General features: G+C 57.6%; 22 protein-coding genes and 1 tRNA gene. 7 read left to right on the top strand and 16 right to left on the bottom strand.

Translation table 11 applies throughout. The features are described from left to right. Window positions 1-84 precede the first annotated feature (84 nt). Window positions 85-1173, top strand: a complete 1089-nt coding sequence (locus tag ACR0JI_RS10235; RefSeq protein ID WP_480494406.1) for a CaiB/BaiF CoA transferase family protein — start codon at window positions 85-87, stop codon at window positions 1171-1173. Window positions 1174-1254: 81 nt separating this feature from the next. Here ACR0JI_RS10235 and hemE read toward each other — a convergent pair whose 3' ends face one another. Then, window positions 1255-2289, bottom strand: a complete 1035-nt coding sequence (gene hemE, locus ACR0JI_RS10230; RefSeq protein WP_480474915.1) for a uroporphyrinogen decarboxylase — start codon at window positions 2287-2289, stop codon at window positions 1255-1257. 106 nt (window positions 2290-2395) lie between these two features. On the opposite strand from hemE, the gene hemC reads away from it, so the two are divergent. Continuing rightward, entirely contained in the window at window positions 2396-3361 is a 966-nt protein-coding gene (hemC, locus tag ACR0JI_RS10225) for a hydroxymethylbilane synthase (RefSeq protein WP_480494408.1), read from the top strand. 223 nt (window positions 3362-3584) lie between these two features. Here the strand turns inward: hemC and ACR0JI_RS10220 are convergent, their stop codons facing one another. From ACR0JI_RS10220 to ACR0JI_RS10195, 6 genes are read right to left on the bottom strand one after another with little or no spacing between them, the layout of a single operon-like run. Then, window positions 3585-4856 carry an aspartate aminotransferase family protein gene (locus tag ACR0JI_RS10220; protein ID WP_480494410.1) on the bottom strand — a complete coding sequence of 424 codons (1272 nt, stop codon included), beginning with the start codon at window positions 4854-4856 and terminating at the stop codon, window positions 3585-3587. A gap of 1 nt (window position 4857) precedes the next feature. After that, the gene (locus ACR0JI_RS10215; protein WP_480494412.1) at window positions 4858-5961 is read right to left on the bottom strand and encodes a mandelate racemase/muconate lactonizing enzyme family protein; all 1104 of its coding nucleotides are present in this window, start codon (window positions 5959-5961) and stop codon (window positions 4858-4860) included. Beyond that, window positions 5958-7064, bottom strand: a complete 1107-nt coding sequence (locus tag ACR0JI_RS10210) for a mandelate racemase/muconate lactonizing enzyme family protein (RefSeq protein WP_480494414.1) — start codon at window positions 7062-7064, stop codon at window positions 5958-5960. The genes ACR0JI_RS10215 and ACR0JI_RS10210 overlap by 4 nt, the downstream gene beginning before the upstream one ends. Beyond that, the gene (locus ACR0JI_RS10205; protein WP_480474910.1) at window positions 7061-7639 is read right to left on the bottom strand and encodes a dimethylsulfonioproprionate lyase family protein; all 579 of its coding nucleotides are present in this window, start codon (window positions 7637-7639) and stop codon (window positions 7061-7063) included. The genes ACR0JI_RS10210 and ACR0JI_RS10205 overlap by 4 nt, the downstream gene beginning before the upstream one ends. Then, window positions 7636-8718: an alcohol dehydrogenase family protein gene (locus tag ACR0JI_RS10200; RefSeq protein ID WP_480494416.1), complete on the bottom strand. Its 1083-nt coding sequence runs from the start codon at window positions 8716-8718 to the stop codon at window positions 7636-7638. Before ACR0JI_RS10200 ends, ACR0JI_RS10205 begins: the two co-directional genes overlap by 4 nt. Continuing rightward, on the bottom strand, window positions 8718-11171 hold the full coding sequence (locus tag ACR0JI_RS10195) for an FAD-dependent oxidoreductase (protein ID WP_480474908.1): 2454 nt from the start codon (window positions 11169-11171) through the stop codon (window positions 8718-8720). The genes ACR0JI_RS10200 and ACR0JI_RS10195 overlap by 1 nt, the downstream gene beginning before the upstream one ends. A gap of 68 nt (window positions 11172-11239) precedes the next feature. Here ACR0JI_RS10195 and ACR0JI_RS10190 point away from each other — a divergent pair, with 68 nt between their 5' ends. The 3 genes from ACR0JI_RS10190 to ACR0JI_RS10180 all read left to right on the top strand — a co-directional run bounded on the left by ACR0JI_RS10190 (window position 11240) and on the right by ACR0JI_RS10180 (window position 13833). Beyond that, window positions 11240-12127, top strand: coding sequence for a MurR/RpiR family transcriptional regulator (locus ACR0JI_RS10190; RefSeq protein ID WP_480474907.1), 888 nt, complete (start codon window positions 11240-11242; stop codon window positions 12125-12127). Further along, a complete protein-coding gene (locus ACR0JI_RS10185; RefSeq protein WP_480474906.1) occupies window positions 12124-13212 on the top strand; it encodes an aromatic ring-hydroxylating oxygenase subunit alpha in 1089 nt (362 codons plus the stop codon). Before ACR0JI_RS10190 ends, ACR0JI_RS10185 begins: the two co-directional genes overlap by 4 nt. A 237-nt stretch (window positions 13213-13449) precedes the next feature. Next, window positions 13450-13833, top strand: coding sequence for a carboxymuconolactone decarboxylase family protein (locus ACR0JI_RS10180; protein WP_480474905.1), 384 nt, complete (start codon window positions 13450-13452; stop codon window positions 13831-13833). 6 nt (window positions 13834-13839) lie between these two features. Here ACR0JI_RS10180 and ACR0JI_RS10175 read toward each other — a convergent pair whose 3' ends face one another. Then, window positions 13840-15459: a hypothetical protein gene (locus tag ACR0JI_RS10175; RefSeq protein ID WP_480494418.1), complete on the bottom strand. Its 1620-nt coding sequence runs from the start codon at window positions 15457-15459 to the stop codon at window positions 13840-13842. 32 nt (window positions 15460-15491) lie between these two features. After that, complete coding sequence (locus ACR0JI_RS10170) at window positions 15492-15803, bottom strand: hypothetical protein (RefSeq protein ID WP_480474903.1); 312 nt, start codon at window positions 15801-15803, stop codon at window positions 15492-15494. A 68-nt stretch (window positions 15804-15871) separates the two neighbouring features. On the opposite strand from ACR0JI_RS10170, the gene ACR0JI_RS10165 reads away from it, so the two are divergent. Then, a complete protein-coding gene (locus tag ACR0JI_RS10165) occupies window positions 15872-16813 on the top strand; it encodes a YcaO-like family protein (RefSeq protein ID WP_480494420.1) in 942 nt (313 codons plus the stop codon). A gap of 8 nt (window positions 16814-16821) precedes the next feature. On the opposite strand, the gene ACR0JI_RS10160 is transcribed toward ACR0JI_RS10165, so the two are convergent. Both ACR0JI_RS10160 and ACR0JI_RS10155 read right to left on the bottom strand, forming a co-directional pair. Further along, window positions 16822-18030 carry a hypothetical protein gene (locus tag ACR0JI_RS10160; protein ID WP_480494422.1) on the bottom strand — a complete coding sequence of 403 codons (1209 nt, stop codon included), beginning with the start codon at window positions 18028-18030 and terminating at the stop codon, window positions 16822-16824. 184 nt (window positions 18031-18214) lie between these two features. Further along, a complete protein-coding gene (locus tag ACR0JI_RS10155) occupies window positions 18215-20197 on the bottom strand; it encodes a phosphatase PAP2 family protein (RefSeq protein WP_480494424.1) in 1983 nt (660 codons plus the stop codon). 435 nt (window positions 20198-20632) lie between these two features. Between ACR0JI_RS10155 and ACR0JI_RS10150 the strand changes: the two genes are divergently transcribed. Continuing rightward, window positions 20633-20722: transfer RNA gene (locus ACR0JI_RS10150), tRNA-Ser, on the top strand. Between the two features lie 103 nt (window positions 20723-20825). Here the strand turns inward: ACR0JI_RS10150 and ACR0JI_RS10145 are convergent. The 5 genes from ACR0JI_RS10145 to ACR0JI_RS10125 form a co-directional block, all read right to left on the bottom strand. Next, window positions 20826-21863, bottom strand: a complete 1038-nt coding sequence (locus ACR0JI_RS10145; protein ID WP_480494426.1) for a tyrosine-type recombinase/integrase — start codon at window positions 21861-21863, stop codon at window positions 20826-20828. 251 nt (window positions 21864-22114) lie between these two features. Then, window positions 22115-22528 carry a helix-turn-helix domain-containing protein gene (locus tag ACR0JI_RS10140; RefSeq protein WP_480494428.1) on the bottom strand — a complete coding sequence of 138 codons (414 nt, stop codon included), beginning with the start codon at window positions 22526-22528 and terminating at the stop codon, window positions 22115-22117. Window positions 22529-22535: 7 nt separating this feature from the next. Next, window positions 22536-22751 (bottom strand): helix-turn-helix domain-containing protein, encoded by a 216-nt coding sequence (locus tag ACR0JI_RS10135; RefSeq protein WP_480494430.1) that lies wholly within the window; start codon window positions 22749-22751, stop codon window positions 22536-22538. 81 nt (window positions 22752-22832) lie between these two features. Next, window positions 22833-23651, bottom strand: a complete 819-nt coding sequence (locus ACR0JI_RS10130; protein ID WP_480494432.1) for a hypothetical protein — start codon at window positions 23649-23651, stop codon at window positions 22833-22835. Beyond that, on the bottom strand, window positions 23648-24868 hold the full coding sequence (locus tag ACR0JI_RS10125) for a hypothetical protein (protein ID WP_480494434.1): 1221 nt from the start codon (window positions 24866-24868) through the stop codon (window positions 23648-23650). Before ACR0JI_RS10125 ends, ACR0JI_RS10130 begins: the two co-directional genes overlap by 4 nt. Between the last annotated feature and the right edge of the window lie 43 nt (window positions 24869-24911).

Here is a 24911-nt window from a genome sequence, read left to right as displayed (position 1 = left end):
AAAGGAAGACCGCCCGCGCCAGCAATCATCCGGCTTGCAATCCCGACACCAGCCAGCAAACTCTGCCGGAAACGGAGGGCCTTGATGCTGAACGGAATACGTGTTGTCGAACTCGAAGGTCTGGGCCCCGGCCCGTTTAGTGCCATGTTACTGGCAGATCTGGGCGCTGACGTGATAACAGTCCACCGCAAAGGGGGCGCCGCAACACCGGGTATGCCGGAACGTTCCCTGCTGGACCGGGGCAAAAGATCCATCGCACTTGATCTGAAGAACGCCAATGATCTGGATACCGCACTTCGCCTTATTGACACAGCCGATGCCCTGATCGAAGGATTCCGCCCCGGTGTGATGGAAAAACTGGGGCTCGGCCCGGATACCTGCCTGACCCGCAATCCAAAACTGGTCTATGGGCGCATGACTGGCTGGGGGCAGGATAGCCCGCTGGCCGACACGGCGGGGCATGACCTGAATTACATCGCCCTGTCCGGAGCGCTCTGGTATGCATCACGTCCCGGCCAAGCACCGCAGACCCCGCCAACTTTGGTGGGCGATATCGGCGGTGGGGCCATGTATCTTGTGGCAGGCGTTCTGGCAGGGCTCATCAATGCGCAACGCACTGGCGCAGGTACTGTCGTTGACGCGGCAATCTATGACGGCTCGGCCCATATGATGAACCTGTTGATGACAATGCGCCAAACCGGCAACCTGTCTGAAACCCGGGGTCAAAGCCTGTTGGACGGTCCCCACTGGAGCAGAACCTACGCCTGCGCCTGCGGCAGCTTTATTTCCGTGCAATGCCTCGAACCAAAATTCTACATGCAATTTCTGAACTTACTGGGCCTCACAAACGATACCGAGTTTCAGCGGCAATACGACCGTGATCTGTGGCCTTCGCTTTCACGCCGTCTGACCGACATCTTCGCCAGTCAACCTCGCGATCATTGGGAGGCCCTGTTTCGCGGAACAGATGCCTGCGTTGCTCCTGTTCTCAGCCCGGACGAAGCTCGCTCACACCCGATGAACCGCCATCGCAACAGCTGGCAGGATTTTGACGGTGCATTTCAGGCCGCCGCCGCCCCACGGTTTTCAGGCCATGACTGGACCCCGAAACCCAGCCCCAAGCGCGGCGAGCATACTAAAGAGATCCTCGCAGAGCTGGACGGCCTGCGCTGATCCGCACTTCATCTGGCCCAAAATATCCCGGGGGATGGATTGGCCTCAGGCCAAGAAGGGGGCTGGCCCCCTTTAACCTGCTTACTGTGCGCGTACCGTATCGATCATCAGCTGAACATTCTCAGGATCGGCATCCGGCGTGATCCCATGTCCCAGGTTGAAGATGTGCGGTCCCTTAGAGAACGCCTCGACAATCCGCCGCGTCTCATCCACCAGAGCCTGCCCACCGGTCACCATATGCGACGAGGCCAGGTTTCCCTGTACACAACCATCAATCTGTACATGTCTGGCGGCCCAATCGGGCGACACCGAATTGTCCAGCGCGACGCAATCCACACCCGTCGTCTTGGCAAACCCGACATACCCCTCCCCCGCCTCGCGCGGGAAACCGATCACCGGGATGCCGGGGTGACGCTCCTTGATGGCCTGTGTAATCACACGACACGGTTCCACCGCGTATTTGCGAAACGCGTCACCTTTCAGGGAACCCGCCCAGCTGTCGAAAATCTTGATCACCTCGGCCCCAGCGTCGATCTGAGCTGACAGATACTCAATTGTTGCCTCCGTGATGCGATCCAGAAGCGCCTCGAATAAAGCAGTATCGCTCTCTCGCAGAGCGTGAGCTGGTCCCTGATCGGGTGTTCCACGCCCAGCGATCATGTAGGTCGCGACCGTCCAGGGCGCGCCGGCAAACCCGATCAGCGCGGTCTCAGACGGCAATTCTCGCGACAGGATCCGAACAGTTTCATAAACTGGTGACAACGTCTCATGAATCGCATCTATCGGTTTGAGCGCATCAAATTCGGATGGCCGCGTGATAGTCGACAAACGTGGGCCTTCGCCGGTCACAAACCACAGATCCGCACCCAGCGCCTGCGGCACTAGCAGGATATCGGCAAACAGGATCGCAGCGTCAAAGCCATAGCGCCGGATTGGCTGCAATGTGACTTCGGCGGCCAGTTCCGGGTTATAGCATAAAGACAGAAAATCTCCGGCCTGGGCACGGGTGGCCCGGTATTCCGGCAGATACCGACCCGCCTGGCGCATCATCCAGATTGGCGGCACGTCCTGTACTTCACCCGCCAGCGCCCGCAGCAGTTTCTTTGTCTCGGCCATATTCGCCCCCAATCTTCCGGTTTTGGCAACGGGTCGTCCTTCGGCGGCAATTTGTCAAGCTCAGCCCCCATTGTCAGGGCAATGTGACGCGACTAAAGCTGTGCACATGACTTTGACCCTGCCCACTCCCGCATCGCCCCTCAGAATTGGCACCCGTGGTTCACCGCTGGCTCTGGCTCAGGCCTATGAAACCCGCCAACGCCTGAGCGATGCTTTCGATCTGCCCGAAGCGGCCTTTGAAATCGTCGTGATCAAAACAACCGGCGACAATCGCGCAATGATCGATGCGGATCGTCCCCTGAAGGAAATCGGCAACAAGGGCCTGTTCACCAAGGAAATCGAAGAGGCGATGTTGCGCGCTGAAATCGATATCGCCGTGCATTCAACGAAAGACATGCCTGTTGAACAGCCCGAAGGGCTGGTTCTGGACACATTCCTCCCGCGCGAAGATGTGCGTGACGCTTTCATCTCACCGCGCCTTAAGTCAATCCACGATCTGCCCGAAGGGGCCGTTGTGGGCACCTCGTCTTTGCGGCGCCGGGCACAACTGCTGAATCGGCGGCCGGATCTGAAAGTGGTCGAGTTTCGCGGGAACGTGCAGACGCGGCTGAAAAAACTGGAAGCCGGGGTCGCGGATTGCACTTTTCTGGCCATGGCAGGCATTCGCCGTCTGGACATGAACGAGGTTCCAGCCAGCGCCATTTCTCCGGATGACATGCTGCCCGCGATTGCACAGGGTACCATTGGCATCGAACGGCGCAGCAACGACATGCGCGCGGCTGAAATGCTTGAAGCGATTCATCACGCGGAAACGGGATGGCGGCTGGCCGCCGAACGCACCTTGCTGGCCGCGCTGGACGGGTCTTGCGAAACTCCGATCGCCGGTCTGGCAGAACTGAACGGAGACAACTTAAGGCTGCGCGGCGAAGTCCTGCGCCCAGATGGATCGGAAACCGTGAACAGAGATGTGACCGGTGCTGTCAAAGACGGGCCGGAAATGGCCCGCGCGATGGCGGCGGAACTGCTGGAACAGGCGGGTCCGGGTTTTTTCGATTGGAAAAAATCAAGTTAAATTTAGGCAGTGTGAACTTGATCACTGTGGCTGCCGGGAATCTCAGGCATTAATGTGACATACCGATAAGGAAGTCGGGTCAGTCTCGAAAGTATCGAAAAGTTTTCAGATTGCCGGTGATTTAATCAGTATTCGAGGGGGCGAGGCTGACCCCCGACTTCCAAAGGTAGCGGGTCGCTGTTGAACTCAACAGCGACCCGTTTACGTTGTATACATCCAACCTTCAGGAAATCGCATCAACGGCGTGACGGACGGCGATGCGTGTCTGTTCCAAATCCGCATCGGTGATCGCCAGCGACGGATAAAGCTTGCCCGGAGACTTGAAGATTCCATGAGCGCGCAGCACCGCATTATAAGTGGCGTTACGCTGTGGATCATCATGGTTTGCGCTGCGATAGTCACGACATTCGGCGTTGGTGAAATAGATGTCAAACAAAGTCTCGTCACCGCATATCCGATGCGCAATACCCGCTTCATTCAAGGCGTCCGTCTGAATCTGCTGCAAGTGTTTTCCAATTGCGCGCAAACGCTCGTACGCGCTATCACGCCGCAGAATCTCCATCGTCTTAAGCCCTGCAACCGAGGCGACCGGATTCCCTGATAGGGTCCCCAACTGCATCAGCCAACCTTCTTCCCCGACCTTCGATTTATCGAAATGCTTCATGATCTCGACGCTGGCACCGAGCGCAGCCAGAGGGAAGCCACCGCCCGTGATCTTACCCAGAGTGCAGATATCCGGTGTGACCCCGTATCGTTCCTGCGCCCCGCCATAAGCCAGCCGGAATCCGGTGACGATCTCATCAAAGATCAACAGCACACCATGTTGATCACACAGAGCTCGGAGGCCCTGCAAATATCCCGGCATTGGCGGGATGATCCGTTGCAAAGGCTCGACTATAATCGCGGCAACGTCGTCATTTTCATCCAGCAAAGCAGCGACGGCTTCCAGATCGTTAAAGGGCGCGATCAGCATTTGCTCGGCCACGCTGTCGGGGATACCGGCGCTGTCGGGAACAGCCTGCGGGAAATTAACTCTGCGGCTTGGGGCAAGGCTCATCTGCGCCTCGGCGCTCATACCGTGGTAACCGCCTTCAAACTTCAGGATCTTGCTGCGCCCGGTATAAGCCCGCGCCAGGCGAATCGCATACATGTCGGCTTCGCCTCCCGACGCGACAAAGCGCACCTGCTCGCAGCAGGGAACGGCGTCGATGATGGCCTCGGCCAGTTCGATTCCTTTTCTGTTATTGGCAAAAAACGTCATCCCTTTGGGCAGCTGTTCCAAAACGGCTTCCATCACTTCAGGGTGGCCATGACCCAGCAGCATCGGACCCGACCCGATCAGGTAATCGACATATTCGTTGCCATCCTCGTCCCAGACACGGCTGCCTTCACCACGGGCGATGATGATGCCCGGATCAAAGTTGCCAAACCCGCCGGCAGGTAGAACTTCGTTCGCGCGAGCAATCCATTCGGATTGTGATTGGATTTTCAGCATCTCAGTCGATCTCCAGAATTGGGGTGCCAAGGATATCGAGGTCCGGCACAACACCTAAACCCGGACCTTCGGGCGGAGCAATCCGGCCGTTTTCACGAATTGGTGCATCAGGACACAGACGCGGGGTCACGTAAGACGACAGGTCGCACGTGTTCATCAGAGAACCTTTCGGCGTCGACGCCGCAAAGTGAAGTGAAGCCGCAGTAATGATATCAGACCCCCATGTGCATTCCGCGCAAATCTCGGCACCCAGATGCACGGTCAGATCCCGTGCACGACGCATTGCTGACAATCCGCCGAATTTCGAAAGTTTAAGCGCCACCGCATCCATGCAACCCAGTTCATACGCACGCAAAAGCGAGCCAAGATCAAAGGCGCTTTCGTCGATTTTCATCGGAAGACCAGTAGCCTGACGGACAGCGGCACAGTCTTCCAGCGTTTTGCAGGGCTGTTCCAACATCACGTCCAGATGTGCCACCGCACGCCCGGTACGGGTCGCCTGCAAGCGCGATGCCCCACAATTCCAGTCACCATATACCAACGGCCCGATTCCCACGGCTTCGCGCACTTTGATCAACCGTTCGGCATCCGCCTGCCAATCGCCCTCGACGCCCAGCTTAACCTGAAACTGGCGGATACCAGTTTGAAAAGCGGATTTAGCAATGCGCGCCATCTCGTCCGGCGCAATGCAAGTGATTGAATGATAGAGCGGCATATCCGCCTGCGCTCGCCCACCCAACACCGCATAAACCGGCATCCCTGCCGCCTGACCGAACAGGTCCCAAAGCGCGATATCGACGATCGATTTCGCGTATTGATGCCCTTGCAGAAACCCGTCCAGCTTGCGCATGGGGGCGTCTGCACCAAATGGGGTAATCCCGAGGATTTCAGGCGCCATCTCAGCAATGGCACCCGGCACCCCATCCGCATAGGCCGGCAGGTAATGCGGGATCGGGCAAACCTCACCCCACCCCCTGTGACCGGTGTCCGTTTCAAGGCTCAGGACATGGGATTTCACAGTGGCGCAGGTCTTACCTTCAGCCATATGGTACGTTTCGTGACTTGTCAGATCAACAGACCAGAGCGTTATCTTGTTGATTTTCATTCATATACCCCCACCGGATCGCCCAGCGCGCTTTCATCTGGGTGCACTCCAAGCCCCGGCATTTCGGGTAAATGCAGGTGACCATCAACATTCCGGGGCCCACGCCCCCCGGCAATATCGACCGTGATCATGTCCTGACAGGCCCATACGGCAAGGCAGTTGTCATCCGGGATGGTCGCGGCCAGATGCAATGCTTCGGTATCGGCCAGAACCGTACCGCCTGTGGCCATTGCAAACATGTCTATCCCATGGGCCAGCGCGATATCCCGCAAGCGTGCAGCCTTGGTCAGCCCGCCGACGCGGTTCAACTTGATTCCGAAAATCTGAGCCAGACCATCGCGGGCGATACGGGCCGCATCCTGCAAAGTCACAAGGCTTTCGTCCACGGAAACGGGTGACGGGTGAAGCCCCGAGATTGCAGCAATGTCTTCCAGCGTCTCACAAGGTTGTTCGAACATGACATTCAGGTCCGCGCAGGTGCTCATCACACGCAACGCTTGCTGACGCGTCCAGCCACGATTGACATCGTAAAGAACGATCTCGCCGGGTCGCCGAATACTCTCGACATCGCGAACACGCGCGATGTCCCGTTCAACGTCACCACCGATCTTCACGGAATGGGCGATGTAGCCCCGCTGGCGGTAACGCTCTATGACCGCGCGCGTTTCGTCGACGGTTTTCGCCCCGACCGAGGACGCAATCGGGCGCGGTGTCCGCGATCCACCCCCCATCAGATCGGCAATCGGCACGCCCGCCGCCTGACCCGCGATATCCCAGCAGGCCATATCAATTGGGCTTTTGGCATAAAGGTGCCCGGGCAAGGCAAGATCCATCGCCCGTTCCACCTCCAAAACCCGTCGCGGATCCAGGCCCAGAATGAACGGCGCCATCGTTTCAATTCCAGCGCGGATACCCGGTCCATGCGCGGGCACATAGGTATGGCCCCATGGGGTCCCTTCACCCCAGCCAACAAACCCCGCATCGGTCTCGATTTTCACGAGTGTCGCGTCAAGGGTTTCGAATTTCAGCCGCCCACCAGACAACCAATATGGATGCTCAAGCGGGAGATCGATGTGATATACAGTGATAGCTTTGATCTTCATGCGATATCCATCCGGGGCAAGTCACCCATGCCTTCACCGCGCCACAGGACATAGGTCAGGATCGGCTGATCTGTGGTGACCATGGCATGACTTTGCCAACTTGCGTGCAAGCGCGTTTGATTGGCACCAATATAAGTTTCGTCCCCATCGACCTTGAACAACGCACCTCCGCCAAGAACGAGGTAGAGTTCTTCGGCCTGATGGCTGTGCCAATCGTAATTCAGGCCAGCCCCCCAATACGCGATGTAGCCGCGCAGCAGGGTCGAGTGAAAATGTCCGGTTGGACCGAACAGCTCATAATAGCCGTATCGGTTCAGGAAATCCGCACCAACTTCGTCTTCAGTGTAGGTGTGTTTCCAATGTGCCAGATGCGCCGTCGCTTTGACCGCCGTGATCAGGTCACGGGTTGGCGCGTCTTCAACAAGGTCGAAGGCTGCCACCAGTCTCGTTGCGGGAATGGGTGCGGGATCCAACCCCGTCGGGGTCAGATTACCCGGCCAAGACGCGAACGCAGCCAGATCCGGATGCGCATGGTGCATTTGCCGGGCAGCTTTAAGAACATCGTCAAGCGTCATGGCATCACCACGATGTTGCCGGCGTGCTCTTTCGCAATGAACGCGGCTTGCGCATCTCGGAGATCCTCCAACGGGTATGTCGCGGCAAGCGCTGGCTGGATCTCACCAGCCTCGATGTATGTTACGAGGTTCTTCATGACCTGAGGGTCAATGACGGTCGAACCGGTGAAGGTCAGGTCGCGCAGGTAGAATGTGCGCAGATCAAGTTCGACGATCGGGCCTGCAATTGCGCCCGAACAGGTATAGCGGCCACCCCGTTCCAATATGTCGATCAGGTTCGGCCAGTATGGTCCGCCCACGACATCTGCGACCACACTGATCTTTTCTACGCCCAGCGCCTCGCGCAGGTTCGCAGGAGCGCGTGGCAGAATGACGTCGGGGCCAAGCCTGGCCACGTCCGCGTGTTTGGATTCGGATGCCATCGCGATCACCCGTGCGCCGCGCCGTTTGGCCAGTTGCACAAGCGCACCGCCCACACCGCCGGAAGCACCTGGAACCAAAACCGTATCCTCGCCGGTCACATTGGCTCGGGTCAACATGCCTTCGGCGGTGGAGTAAGAGCAGGAAAAAGTTGCCAGTTCAGCATCCGTCAGGTTCGAGGTGATTGCCACAGCATTCACCGCCAGAGTTGTCGCGTATTCGGCAAAACCACCATCCCGTTCCGAGCCGAAATAGCCGGTCTTGTCCATATTGTCGGGTTCCACCGGGTCGCGCAGCCAGCCATCCGTAATGACACGCTCGCCAATACGCGCCAGGTCAACACCATCGCCGACGGAAACGATATGCCCGCAGATATCGGCCCCTTGAATTCGCGGAAAGGTGATCGGATTACCGCCCCAGGTGGGATCTTCTTCGCCAACCTCTTCAAACGCACCACCGGTCGTCGCGGCTGTGACCGTCTTGGAATACCAACCTGACCGCGTATTGACGTCCGTATTGTTCAACCCGCATGCCGCAACCTTGATCAGCACTTCGCCCTCCGCAGGTTCAGGGCGCGGCCAGTTATCGTGCCGAACTATCTGCTCTAAACCTCCATGGCCCATCGTGACCATGGCTTTCATTGTGGCGGGCAGGCTCATCAGGCGGTCTCCACTACTGCGTCTGTGCGGGGCAGCAGGCTTTCTGGATCGTAGGCGGGCTTATCCAGTACACAAGCCGGACGCGGCTTGCCGTGAATCACGACCTCCAATTCGGTTCCCGCTTTTGCTGCTTCGGGTTTGATGTAGGCAAAGGCCAATATCTTACCAACCGTGTGACCGAACGCGACCGAAGCCGTCGAGCCTATGACACGCCCGTCCAGCATCACCGCCTCGCCTCCATGGCCGTCAATTTCGCCATCCGGCTCGATTTGCAGATAGGCACATATCCATGGCAAATCGGTGTTCAGCGTCTTGTCCCTGCCCAGGTAGTCCTTGCCCGTACGGGCAAAGCGCAGCGCGTCAGCTTCGGCCAGCGTGACCTCGTTGGTCAGCTCACCTGCCCCTTTGAAGCCCTTCTCCATCCGCATCACGTTCATGGCGAAACTGCCGTAGTCGGCGATGCCATACGCCTCGCCCGCAGCCCATAGCGCATTGTAGACATCAAGGCAGGCAGCGTTAGGCATATGCAGTTCCCAACCCAGTTCGCCCGCATAAGACATGCGAAACGCCCAGAGTTTATGACCGGCAATCGTGACCTCTTGCGCTGACAGCCAGCGGAACCCGGCATTGCTCAGATCGGTATCCGTACAGCGCGCCAGAACTTCGCGTGATCTGGGGCCGTTTAGCGACAAGGCCGACCAATCAGAAGACAGCGCGGTGATTTGCACAACTTCACCCTTACGCTGATGCGCCAGGTGATCAAGCAAGCGCTGTTCGAAGAACGCCGCACAGACCAGATAGAAGCGGTCTTCGGCGATGCGGACAATCGTAGTCTCCAACTCAATCCGGCCACGGCGGTTCAACATATGGGTCAGCGTGATCGAGCCAACCTTTTGCGGCATCCTGTTAGCAGTCAACCGATCAAGTAGGGTATAGGCATCCGGCCCCGATACTTCGACTTTGGTGAAGGCGGTGACATCCATGATGCCGACACGTTCGCGCACTGCCTTGACCTCGGCCGCGACCATGTCGTCGGCAGGAGTGCGGCGGAAGGAATAGTGATCGCGCTGTTCCACGCCATCGCGGGCGAACCAGCGGGGGCGTTCGAAGCCATAGACCTCTTCATGTACCGCGCCTTTAGACTTCAGCAACTCATACAGTGGCGACGGCTTGATCGGACGCCCTGCAAGTCGATTGAAGTGTGGAAACGGGATTTCGTGACGTAAGCAATAATCTTCTTCCGCCTTGGTCACCTGCCAGTCTTTGGTGGCATAGCTGCCAAAGCGGCGCGGATCGAAATCCCGCATCGAGATATCGGCAGCCCCATGCACTATCCAGCGGGCCAGTTCACGGGTCAGACCCGGCCCCCAGCCGATGCCGATCTGCGTCCCGCAACAGCACCAGTAATTTCGCACACCCGGCGCAGGACCGATCAAGGGGTTGCCGTCCGGCGGATGTGATATCGCCCCATGCACATCACGTTGAATGCCCAGTTCGGAAAAAATCGGCATCCGGTTCAGACTTTCCTCAAGCCATGGCATTACCCGGCCATAATCCGCGTCGAACAACCAGTTCTCGTACTCCCAAGGGCAATGATCATGCCAGACCGAGTTCGGATTCTCTTTCTCGTATATTCCGATCAGGCCGCGCTGCTGCTCCATCCGGATATAGCCCGAGACTTTGCGGTCATCGCGGATCACCGGCAGTTCCTTGTCCAAGTTCTGGAATTCGGGCACTGGCTCAGTCACGAAATAATGGTGCGTCATTGACGTCATGGGCAGTTGCAGCCCGGACCATTCGCCCATCTGGCGCGCGTAGGTGCCGCCCGCGTTCACCATATGCTCACAGACGATGGTGCCCTGTTCGGTCTCAACAATCCATTCGCCGTTTGCGCCCTGCGTGATGTTCGTCGCCCGGCAGCTGCGGAAGATGCGCACGCCCTTCTGGCGTGCCCCGGCTGCCATCGCCATGGTCACATTGGTCGGATCCACATGCCCGTCATCCGGTGTATGCAGCGCGCCCAGAACACCATCAAGGTTATAGAATGGATGCAGTTCAGCCACCTTCTCGGGACCGACAAGTTCGATATTGAAACCCAGCGACCGGCCCACCGACAGGGTATGGCGCAGCCAATCCATCTCATCCTCGGTATATGCGAGACGGAACGAGCCGCAGCCATGCCATGTGACAGGCTGACCTGTCTCTGCCTCAAGCAGGCCGGAATACAAACTGATGTTGTAATCGACGCATTTGCCCAGACCAAAGCTTGAGGTTGAATGCGTAATCTGCCCTGCCGCATGCCATGTACTGCCGCTGGTCAGCTCGGCCTTTTCCAGCAGAACAGTCTCTTCGCCCCAGCCTTCATGGGCCAGATGGTAGGCCAGACCAACGCCCATGACGCCGCCTCCGACGATGACCACGCGTGCGTGTGACGGCAGTTCATTCCCGGACATGATTTTTCCTCTTCCCGAGTCGCTTTTCTGCTCGACAGGCTAATTCCACATTTGTACCATCGTCAATCATGAATGACACAAATGTATCATCAACTGTTCTGGACCGCCTGACCGAAGAGTGGGACGCCCTGACCCCTGAGGCGCAGAAAGCCGCGCGTTACGTTCTGGAGAACCCTACGGATGTAGGGGTCTCAACCGTGCGCGAAATTGCCGAGGCAGCAAAGGTCAAACCCAACACCTTCGTGCGCATGGCACGGCAAGTGGGGTTTGAAGGGTACGAAGATTTTCGCGAACCCTTTCGCGACGCGATCCGAAAAGGGCGCGTGTCGTTTCCAGACCGTGCCAGATGGCTTCAGGACATCGGCAAATCCGGTGAATTGGGCGGCCTGTATGCCGATATGATCGGCGCCGCGATCCGGAATATCGAGGAAACATTTGCAGGGATCGACGCGACCCGCCTGAAATCTGCTGCCGAAGTCATCTGGAATTGTCGCCAGATTTTCACACTCGGCGTGGGCGTCAACAATTCCAACGCGCGCAACTTTACCTATCTGGCTTCGACCGGGATGAAGCAGTTTCATGCAATCCCCCGCCCCGGTTCAACCCCGGTAGACGATCTTGCATGGGCGGATGAACAGGACGTGCTGATTGCGATCACCTGTCATCCCTACCGAACCGAAGTGATCGAGGCGGTCAAACTGGCACGTCAGCAGGGCCTGACTGTCATAGGTATCTCAGACAGCCCGGCCAGCCCTGTGATCCGGAACGCCCATCACGGGTTTGTCGTCGCAGCAGATACGCCGCAGTTTTTCCCATCATCCGTTTCGACCATCGCGCTGCTGGAAACGCTGCTGTCTTTCGTGATCGCGGTATCCAGCGACGAGATCGTCGAACGGGTCGAACGTTTCCATCGTCGTCGCCATCAGCTTGGAATCTATGCGGAGGAACCCGAATGAACGTACCGCTGACCCACTCACTGGACGCGCGATATTATACCGACCCCGCCATTTTCGAGAAGGAGATGCAGGGGCTTTTGGCCCGAACATGGCAGTTCGCAGGCCATGTCGCGCAGGTTCGGGAAACAGGGGATTACTTTGCTTTTGAGATCGCCGGGCAAAACCTGTTCTGCATTCGCGGACGCGATGGCGAAATTCGCACTTTCTATAACGTCTGCCAGCACCGCGCGCACGAAATGGTCTCGGGCGCAGGAAACACCCGCGTCGTCGTCTGCCCTTACCACGCGTGGACTTACGAGTTGTCCGGCCAGCTGCGCGCGGGTCCAAATATCAAATCCGTCCCCGGATTTGACCGCAGTGCAATCTGCCTGACGGCGGTCCGGACCGAAATCTTCAATGGGTTCATCTTCGTCAATCTCGACGAAAACGCAGCCCCGATGGATGACTGGTATCCCGGAGTGCGGCAGGAAATCCGTACATTTGTCCCACATATCGACGAGCTTGAGCCGCTGGAATGGGTCGAGATCCCTGAACACTGCAACTGGAAGGTCAGCGTCGAGAATTATTCGGAATGCTATCACTGCCCGACCAACCACCCGACTTTTGCTGAAGGTGTCGTCAAGCCCGAAACCTACGACATCCAACCCGATGCAGGCGGCGGTTTCGTGCTGCGCCACACGACCGAATGTCAAAGTCTCGACAAGATGACTTACCCTATCGACCTGTCGGTGCCTCATGCGGGCGATTACCAGTCTTGGTTCCTGTGGCCTATGTTTTCGTTCCAGTGCTACCCGGGCAATGTGCTGAACACATATCACTGGCACGCAAGTGACACGGATCACTGCACCGTCTGGCGCGGTTGGTACACTGAAGGTGGTTCGGAAAGCGCGGTGATCCGGCAACTGGCCGTTCAGGACAGGGAAACAACGGTCGAAGAAGACATCCGGCTTGTGGAATCCGTCCATCGCGGCCTCAGATCTCGCGGTTACCGCCCCGGCCCGCTGGTGCTGGATCCGGGTTGCGGTGTGATGTCCGAACACTCAATCGCCAAGTTGCAACAATGGATGCGCGAGGCCGTGGAATGAAACCCGCCCTTGGCAGACATAACCTGTTTGCCCTGCCCTTGAGCGGATAGATCAACCACGCTGATGCTCAAGGAATGGCACCCTTGCGAAATCGACCGGCCCTGGCCTAAAGCCACGCAGGTATAACGACATAGTGGACCAGCCACACCGGTTAAAACAGATGCACCAGTTGATAATTTCGCACTACGATCCTGCATACAAACACCGCCTGACACGCTGACAAACCGGAGACCCACAATGGCCGACTTATTTGACGAAGACCTGTTCCTGAAAGGGTTGGAACAACGGAAGAATACACTGGGCGCAGAGTATGTAGAAAAGAACCTTGCAGCGGCTGACGATTTCACCCGCCCGTTTCAGGAAGCCATGACCGCCTGGTGCTGGGGTTTTGGCTGGGGGGATGACGTGATCGACGCAAAAACGCGGTCGATGATGAACCTGTCCATGATCGGCGCTTTGGGAAAGATGCATGAATGGGAAATCCACTGCCGCGGCGCCATCACCAACGGGGTCACCAAAGAAGAAATACGCGCCATCATCCACGTGGTCGGGATTTATTGCGGCGTTCCGCAAGCATTGGAGTGTTTCCGCGTCGCCCGTAAAGTGCTGGAAGACAAATAAACGCCATCAAAGACCAGCTTCGGCCAACAGTCGCGCGCCTTCGTCATAGTATTTTCTGTTTTTGAAACAGCCGGGCCAGGCCCAGCGCTCGGCCGTAAATCCGGGCTGCAATTCCAGGATGCGACGGGCGTGCCGACGTGCCAGTGACTGGTTGCCTGCCGCAGCGGACAACATGCATAACACGACCCGCGCCCGCACGCTGCCGGGGTCCACTCGCAAGACATTATGCGCGTGCTGCCATGCTGCCTTGTCTTCCGAGAGGGCAAGGGTCATTGACAAGTTCGCCTCGATCCAGATCGGCGGGTGCGGAGTTAACGCAAGAGCTTGCCGATACGTGGCTATTCCGTCCTCAAGCCGGTCGTCATACATCAACAAGACACCATAATAGCCCAGCAATTCGGGGCTGCTGTGGAACCGCTCAAGAACCTTGCGCATCAGCTGGCAAGCCTTGGCAGTATGGCCAGCAACATTTTGGGTAAACGCTTCGAGCGCGGCACAATAGGGATCCGCCGGGTGTTTTTCACGCATGATGGCGCAGTCGGCCTCGACCAGAGCCAGCGTTTGTTCCGGCGAATCTTCCATGCCCAACCGGATCAGATCCAGGCGGCAGAATCCGACAGCGATCCGCGCAGGCAGATAGTCCGGATCGCGCCGCAAACAGACCTCATACTGGCGGATGGCACGAAACAGGCCGTCCTTGGTCGTAAGGCTTTCCTGAATGCGGCCATTCTGAAATGCCGTCCAAACTTCGGTGGATGTAGCGTGTGCTGACCAGATATCGGACCAGTGACCATCCCGCAGCCGCAACTGAAGCGCTTCGACAACTTTCATTGCGATTTCTTCAACGGCGTCAAACGTATCCTTTTCCCGAAACCGGAAACGTTCGGTCCACAGGCACACCTGATCCACAGTTGACGTCAATTGTGCTGCCACGCGCAGCCCTTCGGCCCCTACCACGCTGCCGCTTAGCATATAACCGTCGACAGGCCCTTCCTGTCTTCGCGCATCGCGCAATTCAATGACATCCGACAACGTGCCCAAAAGGAAAAGCAATTCGTCCCGGATCGAGGCCGCCGCCACGTTGATGTTGTTATCGTCACCAATTACTTCAAACGGCTCGACAACAATTGCTGGTCTCTTGCGCCCCCAATGGGATGGAAAGCGCGCGCCAACCGGAACGGGCGCGTTTTCATCAAAACCAACATCCCAATAAGCTTGCCGTTCAACGGCCAACCAGTCTTCAAATTCCGGGTCTGCAACATCCAACCCTTCCAGAAGCTCGGCGCGATCCGGTTGAAGCGGTTCATCAAACAAATCAATTTCAAGCGCTTTCAGGTCGATGGAGACATTCTCGCGCCCGATGTCCAGAAACCCCAGACCGAACCCGGCCAGATGCTTGGTCAAGACACTAAGTTCCTTGCGCAACGATGCCGCACCCTGTGCGGGTGAGCTTTTGCTCCAAAGCTTGTCTTGCAGCCAGGCCCTGCTGCGAACAGCATTTTTAGACAACAACACCAAGGCGAGAAGCGCTTTCGCCTTGGTGCCGCGTGGTGTTGCATCCTGGCCGTCGTCGCAAATCACCTGAAACGGACCGGTCAGGAATATCTTGGTTTTTGCCTTACTCAAATAAACTCCTCAGGCAAGTTCAGACACTGCGGTCAGGAACCACAGCCATAAACGACAATGCCACCCATCGCTTCATAGGCCAGCTTGCAGCACCATGACTGGTGATCGGGATTTGGGTCTGGCTCTTTTTCGCTCAGATCGGGGATGACAATGTGAACCCTGTCCTTGGAATCATAGACGAACTCCACCGCAGGATTACCGACATCCGAAAGGATGTCATGTATCTTCTGCTCAGCCGCATCGCGATCTTCTGGCGACCCCAGCGCGTTGCTCCGGGCGGCGTTCAAAACTTCACACCCAAGATCCTTAAGTGTGTATTTCGGATTAATAGTCAAACGAGCCATACTAAAAGTCCTTTCTTAACAACCACAACCATTTGTATAACTCGTTACATACCTATCCGGAAACAAAAATGACCGACGCGCTGATTGAACTGGCCGAAAACGCAGGGCTTATTTCCGGACCTTCTTTTGCTGAATTTCCCAAAGGTGCTCCGATCCACACCGCCTTTCGCATGATCAATTTGCGAAACGGAACAGTGCCACCCGCTGGCGCAATGAAACATCGCGTGTCCTTCGGCACTGCGCGTAACCGGGACGAAGCCGCGCGGCTTTCGGGTTTCGAGGCGATCGAACGTTATGCGCTGCAATACAGCGCGGATTCGCCTGAAACCCGCGAGAGCCTGATTTCATCGGACGGTGCCACGCATTTTCTGCCACGTGATGCCCTTGCTCTGGGTGCGCCGGGCAGCGACGGGCAGATCACGTCGAAGGGGGCCGCAGCGGGACCAACGCATGAGGCCGCTGCGCTATGGGCCGCGCTTGAATGTCTGGAACACGCGCTTGGACCACGTGGGTTCGACCAAGTGTTGCCCGAAACAGCGCTGCCGCGCGATCTGACCCGCTGGCTGAACACCTACCTGCGCAATCTGAGCGTTCACCTTCGCGTGGTTCCGGCGGTCGGCTTGCTACTGCGTGCGGTCTGCGCCGATGCGGATGGCGGGCGGCCAACTTACGGAACGGCTTTTTCCGCCGATCTGGCGACAGGTGTCTGGCACGCGGCATGCGAAGCGGTTGTGTCCTGGCGCAATATGGTGACGCTTGACCACACCGGCGTGACAGATGACTCGATGAATGAGGAACAGGCACGCTTGTTTCGACTGTATCGCGGCGCGCGAAAGGATCGCCCGGCAACTCCGGCATCCTCTTTCGATGTGGATGCCTGGCAAAGCCCCGACCCGACGCTAATGGCTGTATTGACAGCGGCGGCCAACGCTGCCGGGCGCCCGGTTGCCATATTCGATATGACGGCACCGGAAATACCTTTGCCCGTGGTCAAAGCCGTGCCGGTTTGAAACCTTTGTCAGTGACTGAATTGGTGAGTTAGCGCTAAGTTGCCAAAGACCTCGGTTTCGGTCCGGTCCACAAATTCAGAGATCTGTTTGCATCTTTGGGTTTCTGGCAGTCCACAAACGATATCGCCTGGATCAACAGGCGGGACTTCAACAAATTCGACCCTTGTGATCGCGCGTGGTTTGGCCGCCACTGTTATCAAGGGGCCAACCTCGATCAGGCTGGCAAGCGCGTAACCCGACACAGGCCGTGCGGTTGGCCCTGTTCCCATGGTGATTTCGTCCAGATACCGGGGATCATCGTCGCCCGGCCCGAACTCAAGACGCATGGGCATTCCAGCTTCACCGCGCGGATAACGCACCCAATCTGTCGGCACATTCACCGCATCCACGAAGAGTTCGGAAATGTGAAACGCCCGAAAATAAAGCCCCAGAGGATTCACGAATGCCATCGCGCGCCCTGTCGGTGTCGCCGTGCCCTTGGAGAAGGCCAGATCAAGGGCTTCACCCGCCAAACCAGATCCCGCATGGCGACAATACAGATCCTGTCGGTTGACAAAATGTAACACCTCACAAAGCCGCGCGGGCCTTCTGCTTTCTTCATGGCCGACAACATAGGGGAATGAGGAAAGATGCATTGTGGCGATCAGGTCGCTCAGGCTGTTTGTCTCTGTGGTCATGAACAAAGCATGTTCGATATTCAACGGATGCTCTGGTGGATGGGCAAAATCTGTTCCCACCAGTCTTTTGTGAAAACGAGCGATGCGTTGAGGCACATCCATCTCGCACCAACCTGCTCGCGAAACCTCGAACAGCTCTTCGCAGGAATATGAACATCTGGATACGGTTTCGACGACCGAAAGGAAGTGATTCAGATCGAACACTGCCATGGTTCTCCACCACTCCATCAGTTCGGTCGTGGCGACAAAGCGCTTCGGTCGCATTTTGCCGTCGGAATCGGGACGTAAAATCAGCACATATTCCAAAAATTCATTGTGCAGTTCAGCCCGGCTTGCCCATCCCTGATCCGAAAGACTGGCGGCCAGCTCCTCGCCCAGACAATCCCGGGGTTCGCGCGGGTTGGCAGACCATTTGAACCCCGTCGATATCTGACCATCGACGATGTCGTCTGGGTCCATGACCAAGAACGGGCTCACTCCATTGCCATCGAACATCCCTTCAATTCTCGAGTTCCAATCCGACAGGGCAGCTTCACTCACCCCCCTATCGGCGCAACCTGGCGATTGAAAAACAGCCATCACCGAACACCGATCCGTATCTGAAATGCAGGGCTGATCTGCCATCAATAATTGCCACGGCAGTTCCAGCCTGGTTCGAGAGATCATCATCGTTGACGGGCACGGAAGCATCATGAAAAATCTCCCTCCGAAAAAAATTGAAACTTCATCCGCCCCAACCTGCCTGTTCTGGCAGGTGGCGGGTCCACCACAATTCCGGCGAACTATTGGCAACGTGGATTTCACTGCCAGAAGACCGATTACCCAAGATGCTGAGATGATCGCCGTCAAAAGTCTCAAGCGACACTTTCGATGACGTCGGTGATTTTGCCATATGTTCTGCCAGAATGCCGACCGCGATACGCTCACCCATCCGGATACTGTCGAAATAATCGCTGTAGAAATGAACGCCCGCCAAATTGCGCCCAAGTGCAATATTCGCAGCCAACTTGTTCAACTCGCCATTTAGCGTCAGGCAGTCTGCACTGTCTTCCGGTCGGGTCGAGTTGTTCAGGGTCTTACCCCCCGCAGCTGGCACAAGGACCCGAGGCAGACCGGCCGAAGCCAAAGACACCCGTGATCCATCCAAAGCGTGCGTTCTGAAGAAAGCTTTGAGCACAGTGACGCATGCCCCGGCAACGGCACCATGAGCCGCCCCATAAGACGGGTGCATTGGCGAGCCTTCGGGATAAGCAACCGGCAGCAGCAAGTTACGGTCATTTCGCGGCAGGCCCTTATGGGAAATGGCGTTATGCGCAAACCTCTTCACCGAAGGCGAGGCGGCGATTGCATCCATAAGACTGAAACCTTCGCTTGCCGCAGCTTCGAGTTTTCTCAGATGAGCCGCGGCAAAAGGCTCGGCCGCGCCAAGAGTTGCGCCGTGACCGTTCGCCATCAAACTCGTAACACTGCCCAGCTTTTCAGGCCGAGCACGATTGTGCACCTGAAAGGTCTGTCGTTTTACGGCCCTCAGGGCCCGTGCCCCGGCTTCCGTCAACAGGGACAGTACGTGCGCGCCGCCCCAGGCAGAGCCTGGATCACGCACACCGGCATATCCATCCTCGGGCAAACCTTCATCTGTCGGCGTGCCCTGTCCCAGCATCAGCAGGCAGGCATTGAAAAAAGCCTGATAGATTCTGTCAAAATGCACGTAAGAGGCAAGGTCGCGCGGTGTTTCAATGAATTTCGATCCAAAGCTCTCAAAGGCTTGTTCAGCCGTTGTGTCCGCCCCATTCTGAACGTCCAGCCACTCAGCCCAATCCCGCAAGTAATCCACTCCCGCAGCCTGCGGCAGGATCTTCTGGTCGATCCTCAAAGCGCCGAAGGGAACCGCCCCGGCGGCCATTGCCTGAGTCAGCTTTTGCTTTTGTCGACGCGCTTGATCTGCTGTCAGTGGGTCGTGGCCTTGTACCAGGAACTGCGACAGATACGGCCCCTGCGCACAGCCCTGCGAGCAACCACGAAACAGGGTTTGAGGGGTCAGGCCGTCACCATCCCGAACCCGCCGCGCCGATGAAACCTTTCCAATCTCTGCGCGATCAGCGTCCCGAGGGCTGCCATCGCGCCGGAACCATTCCATCTGACCAAGGGCACCTACCACGTTGACCACATCACCGGCACCATCTCTGATGGCTTCAAATGACACATCCCGCAGATAGGACATCGCGTAGATCTCGGCCATCTCCGCCGCCAGCTCATCCGAGCCAAGCCGGGGCGCAGGGGCAATTCCCAAACCCCCGGCGTCACATCCGTTGAGACCAAGCCGATGGCCCAGGATTGGCCCTTCCCACGCACGCCACCTAAATTCACCACCCTCTGATGGCGCGGTGCGGAAGGGCCCGGAGTAGGCTGGCGTGTCGAACAACGCCAACCGATTGCCATGATTGTCGGTGCAGGTCGGATCAGCCATTTCGTCCAGAAACTCGGTATAGACCTGCGCGTCGACAATTCCGTTCACGTCATGACGCAAACCCTTCGAGAAATTCGTGGGCCATGTCCCTTCAAAAAGGTCCGATTCACCGTTGTGATCCTTGAAAACCTCCTGAGTGGAACGCTCCAACACACTCAAACGGCGTCGACCCCGGCCTACCTTTTGATTGGCTTCATAAGGGTTCTGCCATGGTTCAGACGGAACGGTATATTGCGACATGATGTTCTCCTCATCGACAACAGAACGAATCGCATCACGGCGTTACCGGATCGTGACTTCCAAAAAGGGAATTTGTTTTCTACTTTTTTTTCAATAAGTTGCCAGCTTCAAGACTGCGTACAGAACGCTATCACGCAAAAAAATCGTGACCCGATTTCACATTGCAAAGCCAACCGAGCACTTGAACGCCGCTGTAGACTTGCCACGTCTCAGATTCTCGCAAACCAGGCCAGAAGCCACAGGCAAGGCCTGCGATTCTAAAGACATTGCGAACTGCATCAGTCCGGAAGAAAGTGAACCAATTCATACCAATGGCGGATGCAAACCGTTGCGATTCCGTTCTATTTCAAAGAGTTCGGATGGATCTGTAAAAAAAACCAAACACTGCGGAATTGACCTTGTATATCCGTTGCTTGCACGGATATACCCGTCGGCGGAGACGTGGCCGAGTGGTCGAAGGCGCTCCCCTGCTAAGGGAGTAGGCCCGGAAGGGTCTCGAGGGTTCGAATCCCTTCGTCTCCGCCATTTCATCGCCTTAGTGCTTTGATATTGATGGGAAACTCGCAAGTATATATCTTGCGTTCCCACATCCATTCCCACGCTCGCCGCGTCTTTGATCCGGCTTGGATCAGTCGTCCAACACATCGTCCTCTGACTCGCCAGTGATCAGCGCCCGCTGGCGTTCGCGGCTAAGTTGGCCGTAGCTCCGCAAGGTTGTCAGCACATCGTTATGACCAAGGTTTTGGGCCATAGCGACAAGTTCCGGGACAGTGCAGTCCTTTGTCGCGCGGCGGGCAAGCATGTGACGGAAGGCGTGCGGGCCGAAACTGTCGAGTTTGGCGGCTTGGAACGCGCCGTTCACAATCTTGCGGACAGGTTCGGTGCTTTTCCACGGTCGCCGGTCGAACCCTTCGGCGGCAAACCCGGTGTTGGATTGAGGCGCGATGGCGGTTGCGGGGAAGAGTGGATCGTCGGGGCCGTACAGGGCCTCTTCGTCTAGATGGGTGATCCACGCCCGCAAGGCCGCTTCGGCTTCGGGGAAGCCTTTGGCAAAGAAGGTGTCGATGCGTTTGCCGAACTTCGTGGCCACCTCGCGCGGGTTTTGCGTCACGGATTTCTCAATCAGATCGACATGGCGAACCCGCAGAGAGATCAACGCGCCCACGCGGATACCGGTGAGACAGAGCAAAGCGAAGACCGCCTTGTCCCGCATTTCACGCGGGTTGGTCGCAGGCATCATCTCGAAGGCACGCTTGGCCTGTTTGATGCTGGGCGCTGGACGCGGCGGGGCGGCGCGCGCTTCGGCTTCGTCGCGGCGCGACAGGTTGAAGTACTCCGCGTCCGACGTCCTGATCCGGCTGCGGAACCCGTCCTGCTGCGACAGCCACAGCGTGAACTCGCGCAGCGTCGCCATGATGGCACGGGCGGTGGATTTGCTCAGGGGTTTGCCGGTGGTCCCCTTGGCCTTTTCCAGATGAGCGCGGAACTCCATGGCCCATTGGATGTGGAACTTCGCGAAATCCTGACGCCCGTTCCAGACATCAAAGCGCTCCAGCGCAGCCAATTCGCGCTCCAGTGTCTTGTCCGACAGTTGGCGCGCATATTTGCGGTAGTCCACGAAGCGGCGTTTCAAGCGCTCGTTCTTTTCGTTCGGTTGCTTGGACATTTTGGCCTCCTTTCAGGCTGTGATCTGGCGGGGTCGGTCTACGCTTCGCTCAAGCGCAAAACCCGCACCCCTGTTTCCGGGAGAGGATATTTCGCAGGCAGGAGCGCGATGGGTTTCCGAAGTGACAGCCTCCAAGTTTCCACCTCCCCCCTTGCCCTTGGGGCGAGTTCGGAGGGGCAATTTCGACGGGTCTTTCCGTTTGCCTTAAAGTGGAAAAACACGGGGGGCACTGTCCACCACCTTAATGTTCGCTAATGCCGTGTGATTTTGAGGTCGAGAATCCGGGCGATTTCCGGGATGCGAGCTTCGACAACAGGCTTGGAGACGACCGTCCCGCAAGCTTCGCATAGGGCTGTCAGCTTGGCCCGCCCGCCGATCACATCGCAATCCGCCATATCTTCCGCCGCCCGTCGTTCCCGCCGACAACAAACGCAATAGAAGGTGTCGATCCGGGTTTTGACTGCGCGCTTGGCGCGTTGCGATTTGATGTGGTCGCACAGGTCGTCGCCCCGGATCAGGGTGGGCCGCGTACTGTCCATGACGCGCAGCCCGTCCGATGCCCAATTGCGGATGGTGCGGGGAGAGACGCCGGAAACCTCCGCCGCCTCTTCGATGGTGTAACAGCGGAAGCGCTTTATCCCGCTCAGGCGCGCTTGCTTGGGCATCTTCGCCTCACTCGTCCGCCGGGGTTTCGTTGCGTTTCAACCAGTCGCGCAGGGCTTCGAGGGTGATCAAGCGGCGCGTGCCGATCTTGATGCTCTTCAACTCGCCCGAGGACAGGGCGGCATAGAGTGTCGTGCGCCCGATGCTGCACAGGCGCGCGGCCTCGTTCGGGGACACGGCAAGCACTTGCGGGATTTGATTCAGAAGTTCGGTTACGTCCGTCATGGCCCATACTCCTTTGTTTGGGTATGAGCGGACCGTGCCGGACGCTGGCTAGTTCAAAACAGACGCGAGGTTTTGAACCCCTTATGAACCCCCACGCGCCTCTCGAATGTAGCGCTTGATCGCAGAGTCGGACGGCATCGGTTTGTCTGGATAGGCGACTCGAAAGGCGCTGAGGATTGCACGCGCTTCTGCATTAATCGCGTCATGAGCTTCGCCTTCCCGAATGCGCGTTTCGATCAACGGTTTGAGCAGCAATCCATGTTCACTTGGCCGCCCTCCAGTGTTCTTGCGAGGAACGCCTGCCAGCGTGCCAGGATCAGCGACCGGGCTTAGAGCGCCGGTTTCGGCGTCTATCTCAACCAGATCATCAAGCTGCACAGTGCTGCAACCAGTCATAGGAAGACCGCTCCGCGCAGTGACGACTAGACGCCAGTCCGACCGGGCTTCGCGCCCTAATGCGTTTTGCAAGTCGCGTGCGTCGTCGTCATCGCTCAAGGACGGGTGGAAATAGAGCATGACCGTCTCGGAGGCCGTCGGCACTGCACCTATGCGCCACGTCTGACCATGAAGGCTTGATGACCTGCGCTGTCGGCACTCAAAAGCGTCTGCCAGACACCTAACCAATACCGGCAGGTCGGGTAGGAATGCGGTCGAAAGCTCTGGCGTGATTGGGATAAAACCCACATCCGGGCAATAAAAGCCATTTGAACAGCCTTCAAGGACTATGCGTGCAGAATGAGGATCGTCGCATTGATCACACACGACCGACGACGCAACGCCTGCCTCCCGCAGGAAACCGTGCTGAACCAGAGCTGCAAAGTCCTTATCGCCCGGATGGAAATTAGAGGCGACTTTGCCGCCATGCGCGATGATCGCGCAGAGCAGCGAAACCGCACTCAATCAACCACCTCGAACAGTTCGGCCACGCTGGGCGGTGGCGCGAGCAAATTCCAGCGTTCGAGAAGCCCGTAAACGAATTGGCGCTCCGCTTCGGTCTTGTTCGGTACGCTGGTCGTATTGGGCGTCTTCAAGGTTACGGCAAGGGCACGACCTTTCTTTCCCTCGCGCGGTTCGAGGTAAATCCGCAGGGTTGCCGAGACGATCTGCCAGCCAGCCGCCCGCAACGGGGAATTGACCCCAAACCTGCGGGTGAGAAACTCATAGAGCGTTTCGTCATCTCCGCGTTTCTCAATCAGCAAAAACCCTCCGTCAGAAGACCGAAACGACAGCGAGGACACTTCGACATTTTCGATCCCATCCGCTGGAACCGTCGTCAATTCCGGCGTTTGGCGCAGGATTTCCAATTGAACATCGCGGCGGGGAACCTCCACGGGCGGCTCAGATTGCGGCGTGAAGTGCTTTGAGAAGGATTGCAGATATTGGTCGCGAACCCTTGCGCCGCCCTTGGCGCAAATCTCGACGATGCGTTCTGCGGGGTCACAGGCAATACCGACCTCAAGGACTTTCTGCACGGTCTGGCGCTCAAGGCAGGTGGAGCCAAACGCCAATTCGCTTTCTGCCCGGTCCTCAACGTATATCGTGGCTTGCGTCAGCCGGGATTGCGCGCCGGTTGCCGGGTCGATCCGAACCGAAAGAAACCAATCCGCCTCACGCTTGCGATGCGCAGGCAGTTTGAGAATATCCAAGGTCTCGGCAAGAAAGCCATCGCGCGCGCTTTGTTCGTCCAGCGCCCAAGGTTTACCGTCGTCGGGGAATTGAAACCGCGACCATTGCTTGCCGCCGTTTCGGTGTAAGAGCGACGCCTGCACTTGCACACGGTCAACCATGCCGGGATGCTCCGTGGCCAGCATCAAGAGAACATCTTCGACGCCTTCCAAGCCTTCCAGGTCAATGAGTTGTCCGGCGCAAACCTGCTCAGCCCCGCTCATCCCGTTCTCGCCGGCCAGCGCGCTCAAGAACTCCAGTTCCGCTTTCACAGCGTCTTGTTGCGCATCGGGCAGGTCCTCCAGCAACGCCTCGATAGACCTGACCAGCGCTGTCCCGCGTCCCTCACTGGTCCAATCGAAATCCTCGGGCGCGTGAACACCGCGCGCCTCAAGAAATGCCCTTAGCCGGGCCGCTGGAGACTTCCGAATGAATCCGCTGAACGATGCCATATCTTGCGCCTGAAAATTGAGTTTGCGCATATATGGGGTTCGC

This window comes from Ruegeria sp. N10, from assembly GCF_056531545.1.
The sequence above is the reverse complement of the archived record's forward strand: the minus strand, read 5'-3'. Positions and strand labels throughout refer to the sequence as shown.

Excerpts from the sequence above, each read along its gene's own strand:
- ACR0JI_RS10135 (WP_480494430.1), bottom strand. The coding sequence starts at position 22,751 with ATGACGGACGTAACCGAACTTCTGAATCAAATCCCGCAAGTGCTTGCC.
- ACR0JI_RS10205 (WP_480474910.1), bottom strand. The coding sequence starts at position 7,639 with ATGACGCTTGACGATGTTCTTAAAGCTGCCCGGCAAATGCACCATGCG.
- ACR0JI_RS10195 (WP_480474908.1), bottom strand. The coding sequence starts at position 11,171 with ATGTCCGGGAATGAACTGCCGTCACACGCACGCGTGGTCATCGTCGGA.
- ACR0JI_RS10170 (WP_480474903.1), bottom strand. The coding sequence starts at position 15,803 with ATGGCTCGTTTGACTATTAATCCGAAATACACACTTAAGGATCTTGGG.
- ACR0JI_RS10125 (WP_480494434.1), bottom strand. The coding sequence starts at position 24,868 with ATGGCATCGTTCAGCGGATTCATTCGGAAGTCTCCAGCGGCCCGGCTA.
- ACR0JI_RS10155 (WP_480494424.1), bottom strand. The coding sequence starts at position 20,197 with ATGTCGCAATATACCGTTCCGTCTGAACCATGGCAGAACCCTTATGAA.
- hemE (WP_480474915.1), bottom strand. The coding sequence starts at position 2,289 with ATGGCCGAGACAAAGAAACTGCTGCGGGCGCTGGCGGGTGAAGTACAG.
- ACR0JI_RS10200 (WP_480494416.1), bottom strand. The coding sequence starts at position 8,718 with ATGAGCCTGCCCGCCACAATGAAAGCCATGGTCACGATGGGCCATGGA.
- ACR0JI_RS10185 (WP_480474906.1), top strand. The coding sequence starts at position 12,124 with ATGAACGTACCGCTGACCCACTCACTGGACGCGCGATATTATACCGAC.
- hemC (WP_480494408.1), top strand. The coding sequence starts at position 2,396 with ATGACTTTGACCCTGCCCACTCCCGCATCGCCCCTCAGAATTGGCACC.
- ACR0JI_RS10180 (WP_480474905.1), top strand. The coding sequence starts at position 13,450 with ATGGCCGACTTATTTGACGAAGACCTGTTCCTGAAAGGGTTGGAACAA.
- ACR0JI_RS10165 (WP_480494420.1), top strand. The coding sequence starts at position 15,872 with ATGACCGACGCGCTGATTGAACTGGCCGAAAACGCAGGGCTTATTTCC.
- ACR0JI_RS10235 (WP_480494406.1), top strand. The coding sequence starts at position 85 with ATGCTGAACGGAATACGTGTTGTCGAACTCGAAGGTCTGGGCCCCGGC.
- ACR0JI_RS10145 (WP_480494426.1), bottom strand. The coding sequence starts at position 21,863 with ATGTCCAAGCAACCGAACGAAAAGAACGAGCGCTTGAAACGCCGCTTC.
- ACR0JI_RS10140 (WP_480494428.1), bottom strand. The coding sequence starts at position 22,528 with ATGCCCAAGCAAGCGCGCCTGAGCGGGATAAAGCGCTTCCGCTGTTAC.
- ACR0JI_RS10215 (WP_480494412.1), bottom strand. The coding sequence starts at position 5,961 with ATGAAAATCAACAAGATAACGCTCTGGTCTGTTGATCTGACAAGTCAC.
- ACR0JI_RS10220 (WP_480494410.1), bottom strand. The coding sequence starts at position 4,856 with ATGCTGAAAATCCAATCACAATCCGAATGGATTGCTCGCGCGAACGAA.
- ACR0JI_RS10210 (WP_480494414.1), bottom strand. The coding sequence starts at position 7,064 with ATGAAGATCAAAGCTATCACTGTATATCACATCGATCTCCCGCTTGAG.
- ACR0JI_RS10190 (WP_480474907.1), top strand. The coding sequence starts at position 11,240 with ATGAATGACACAAATGTATCATCAACTGTTCTGGACCGCCTGACCGAA.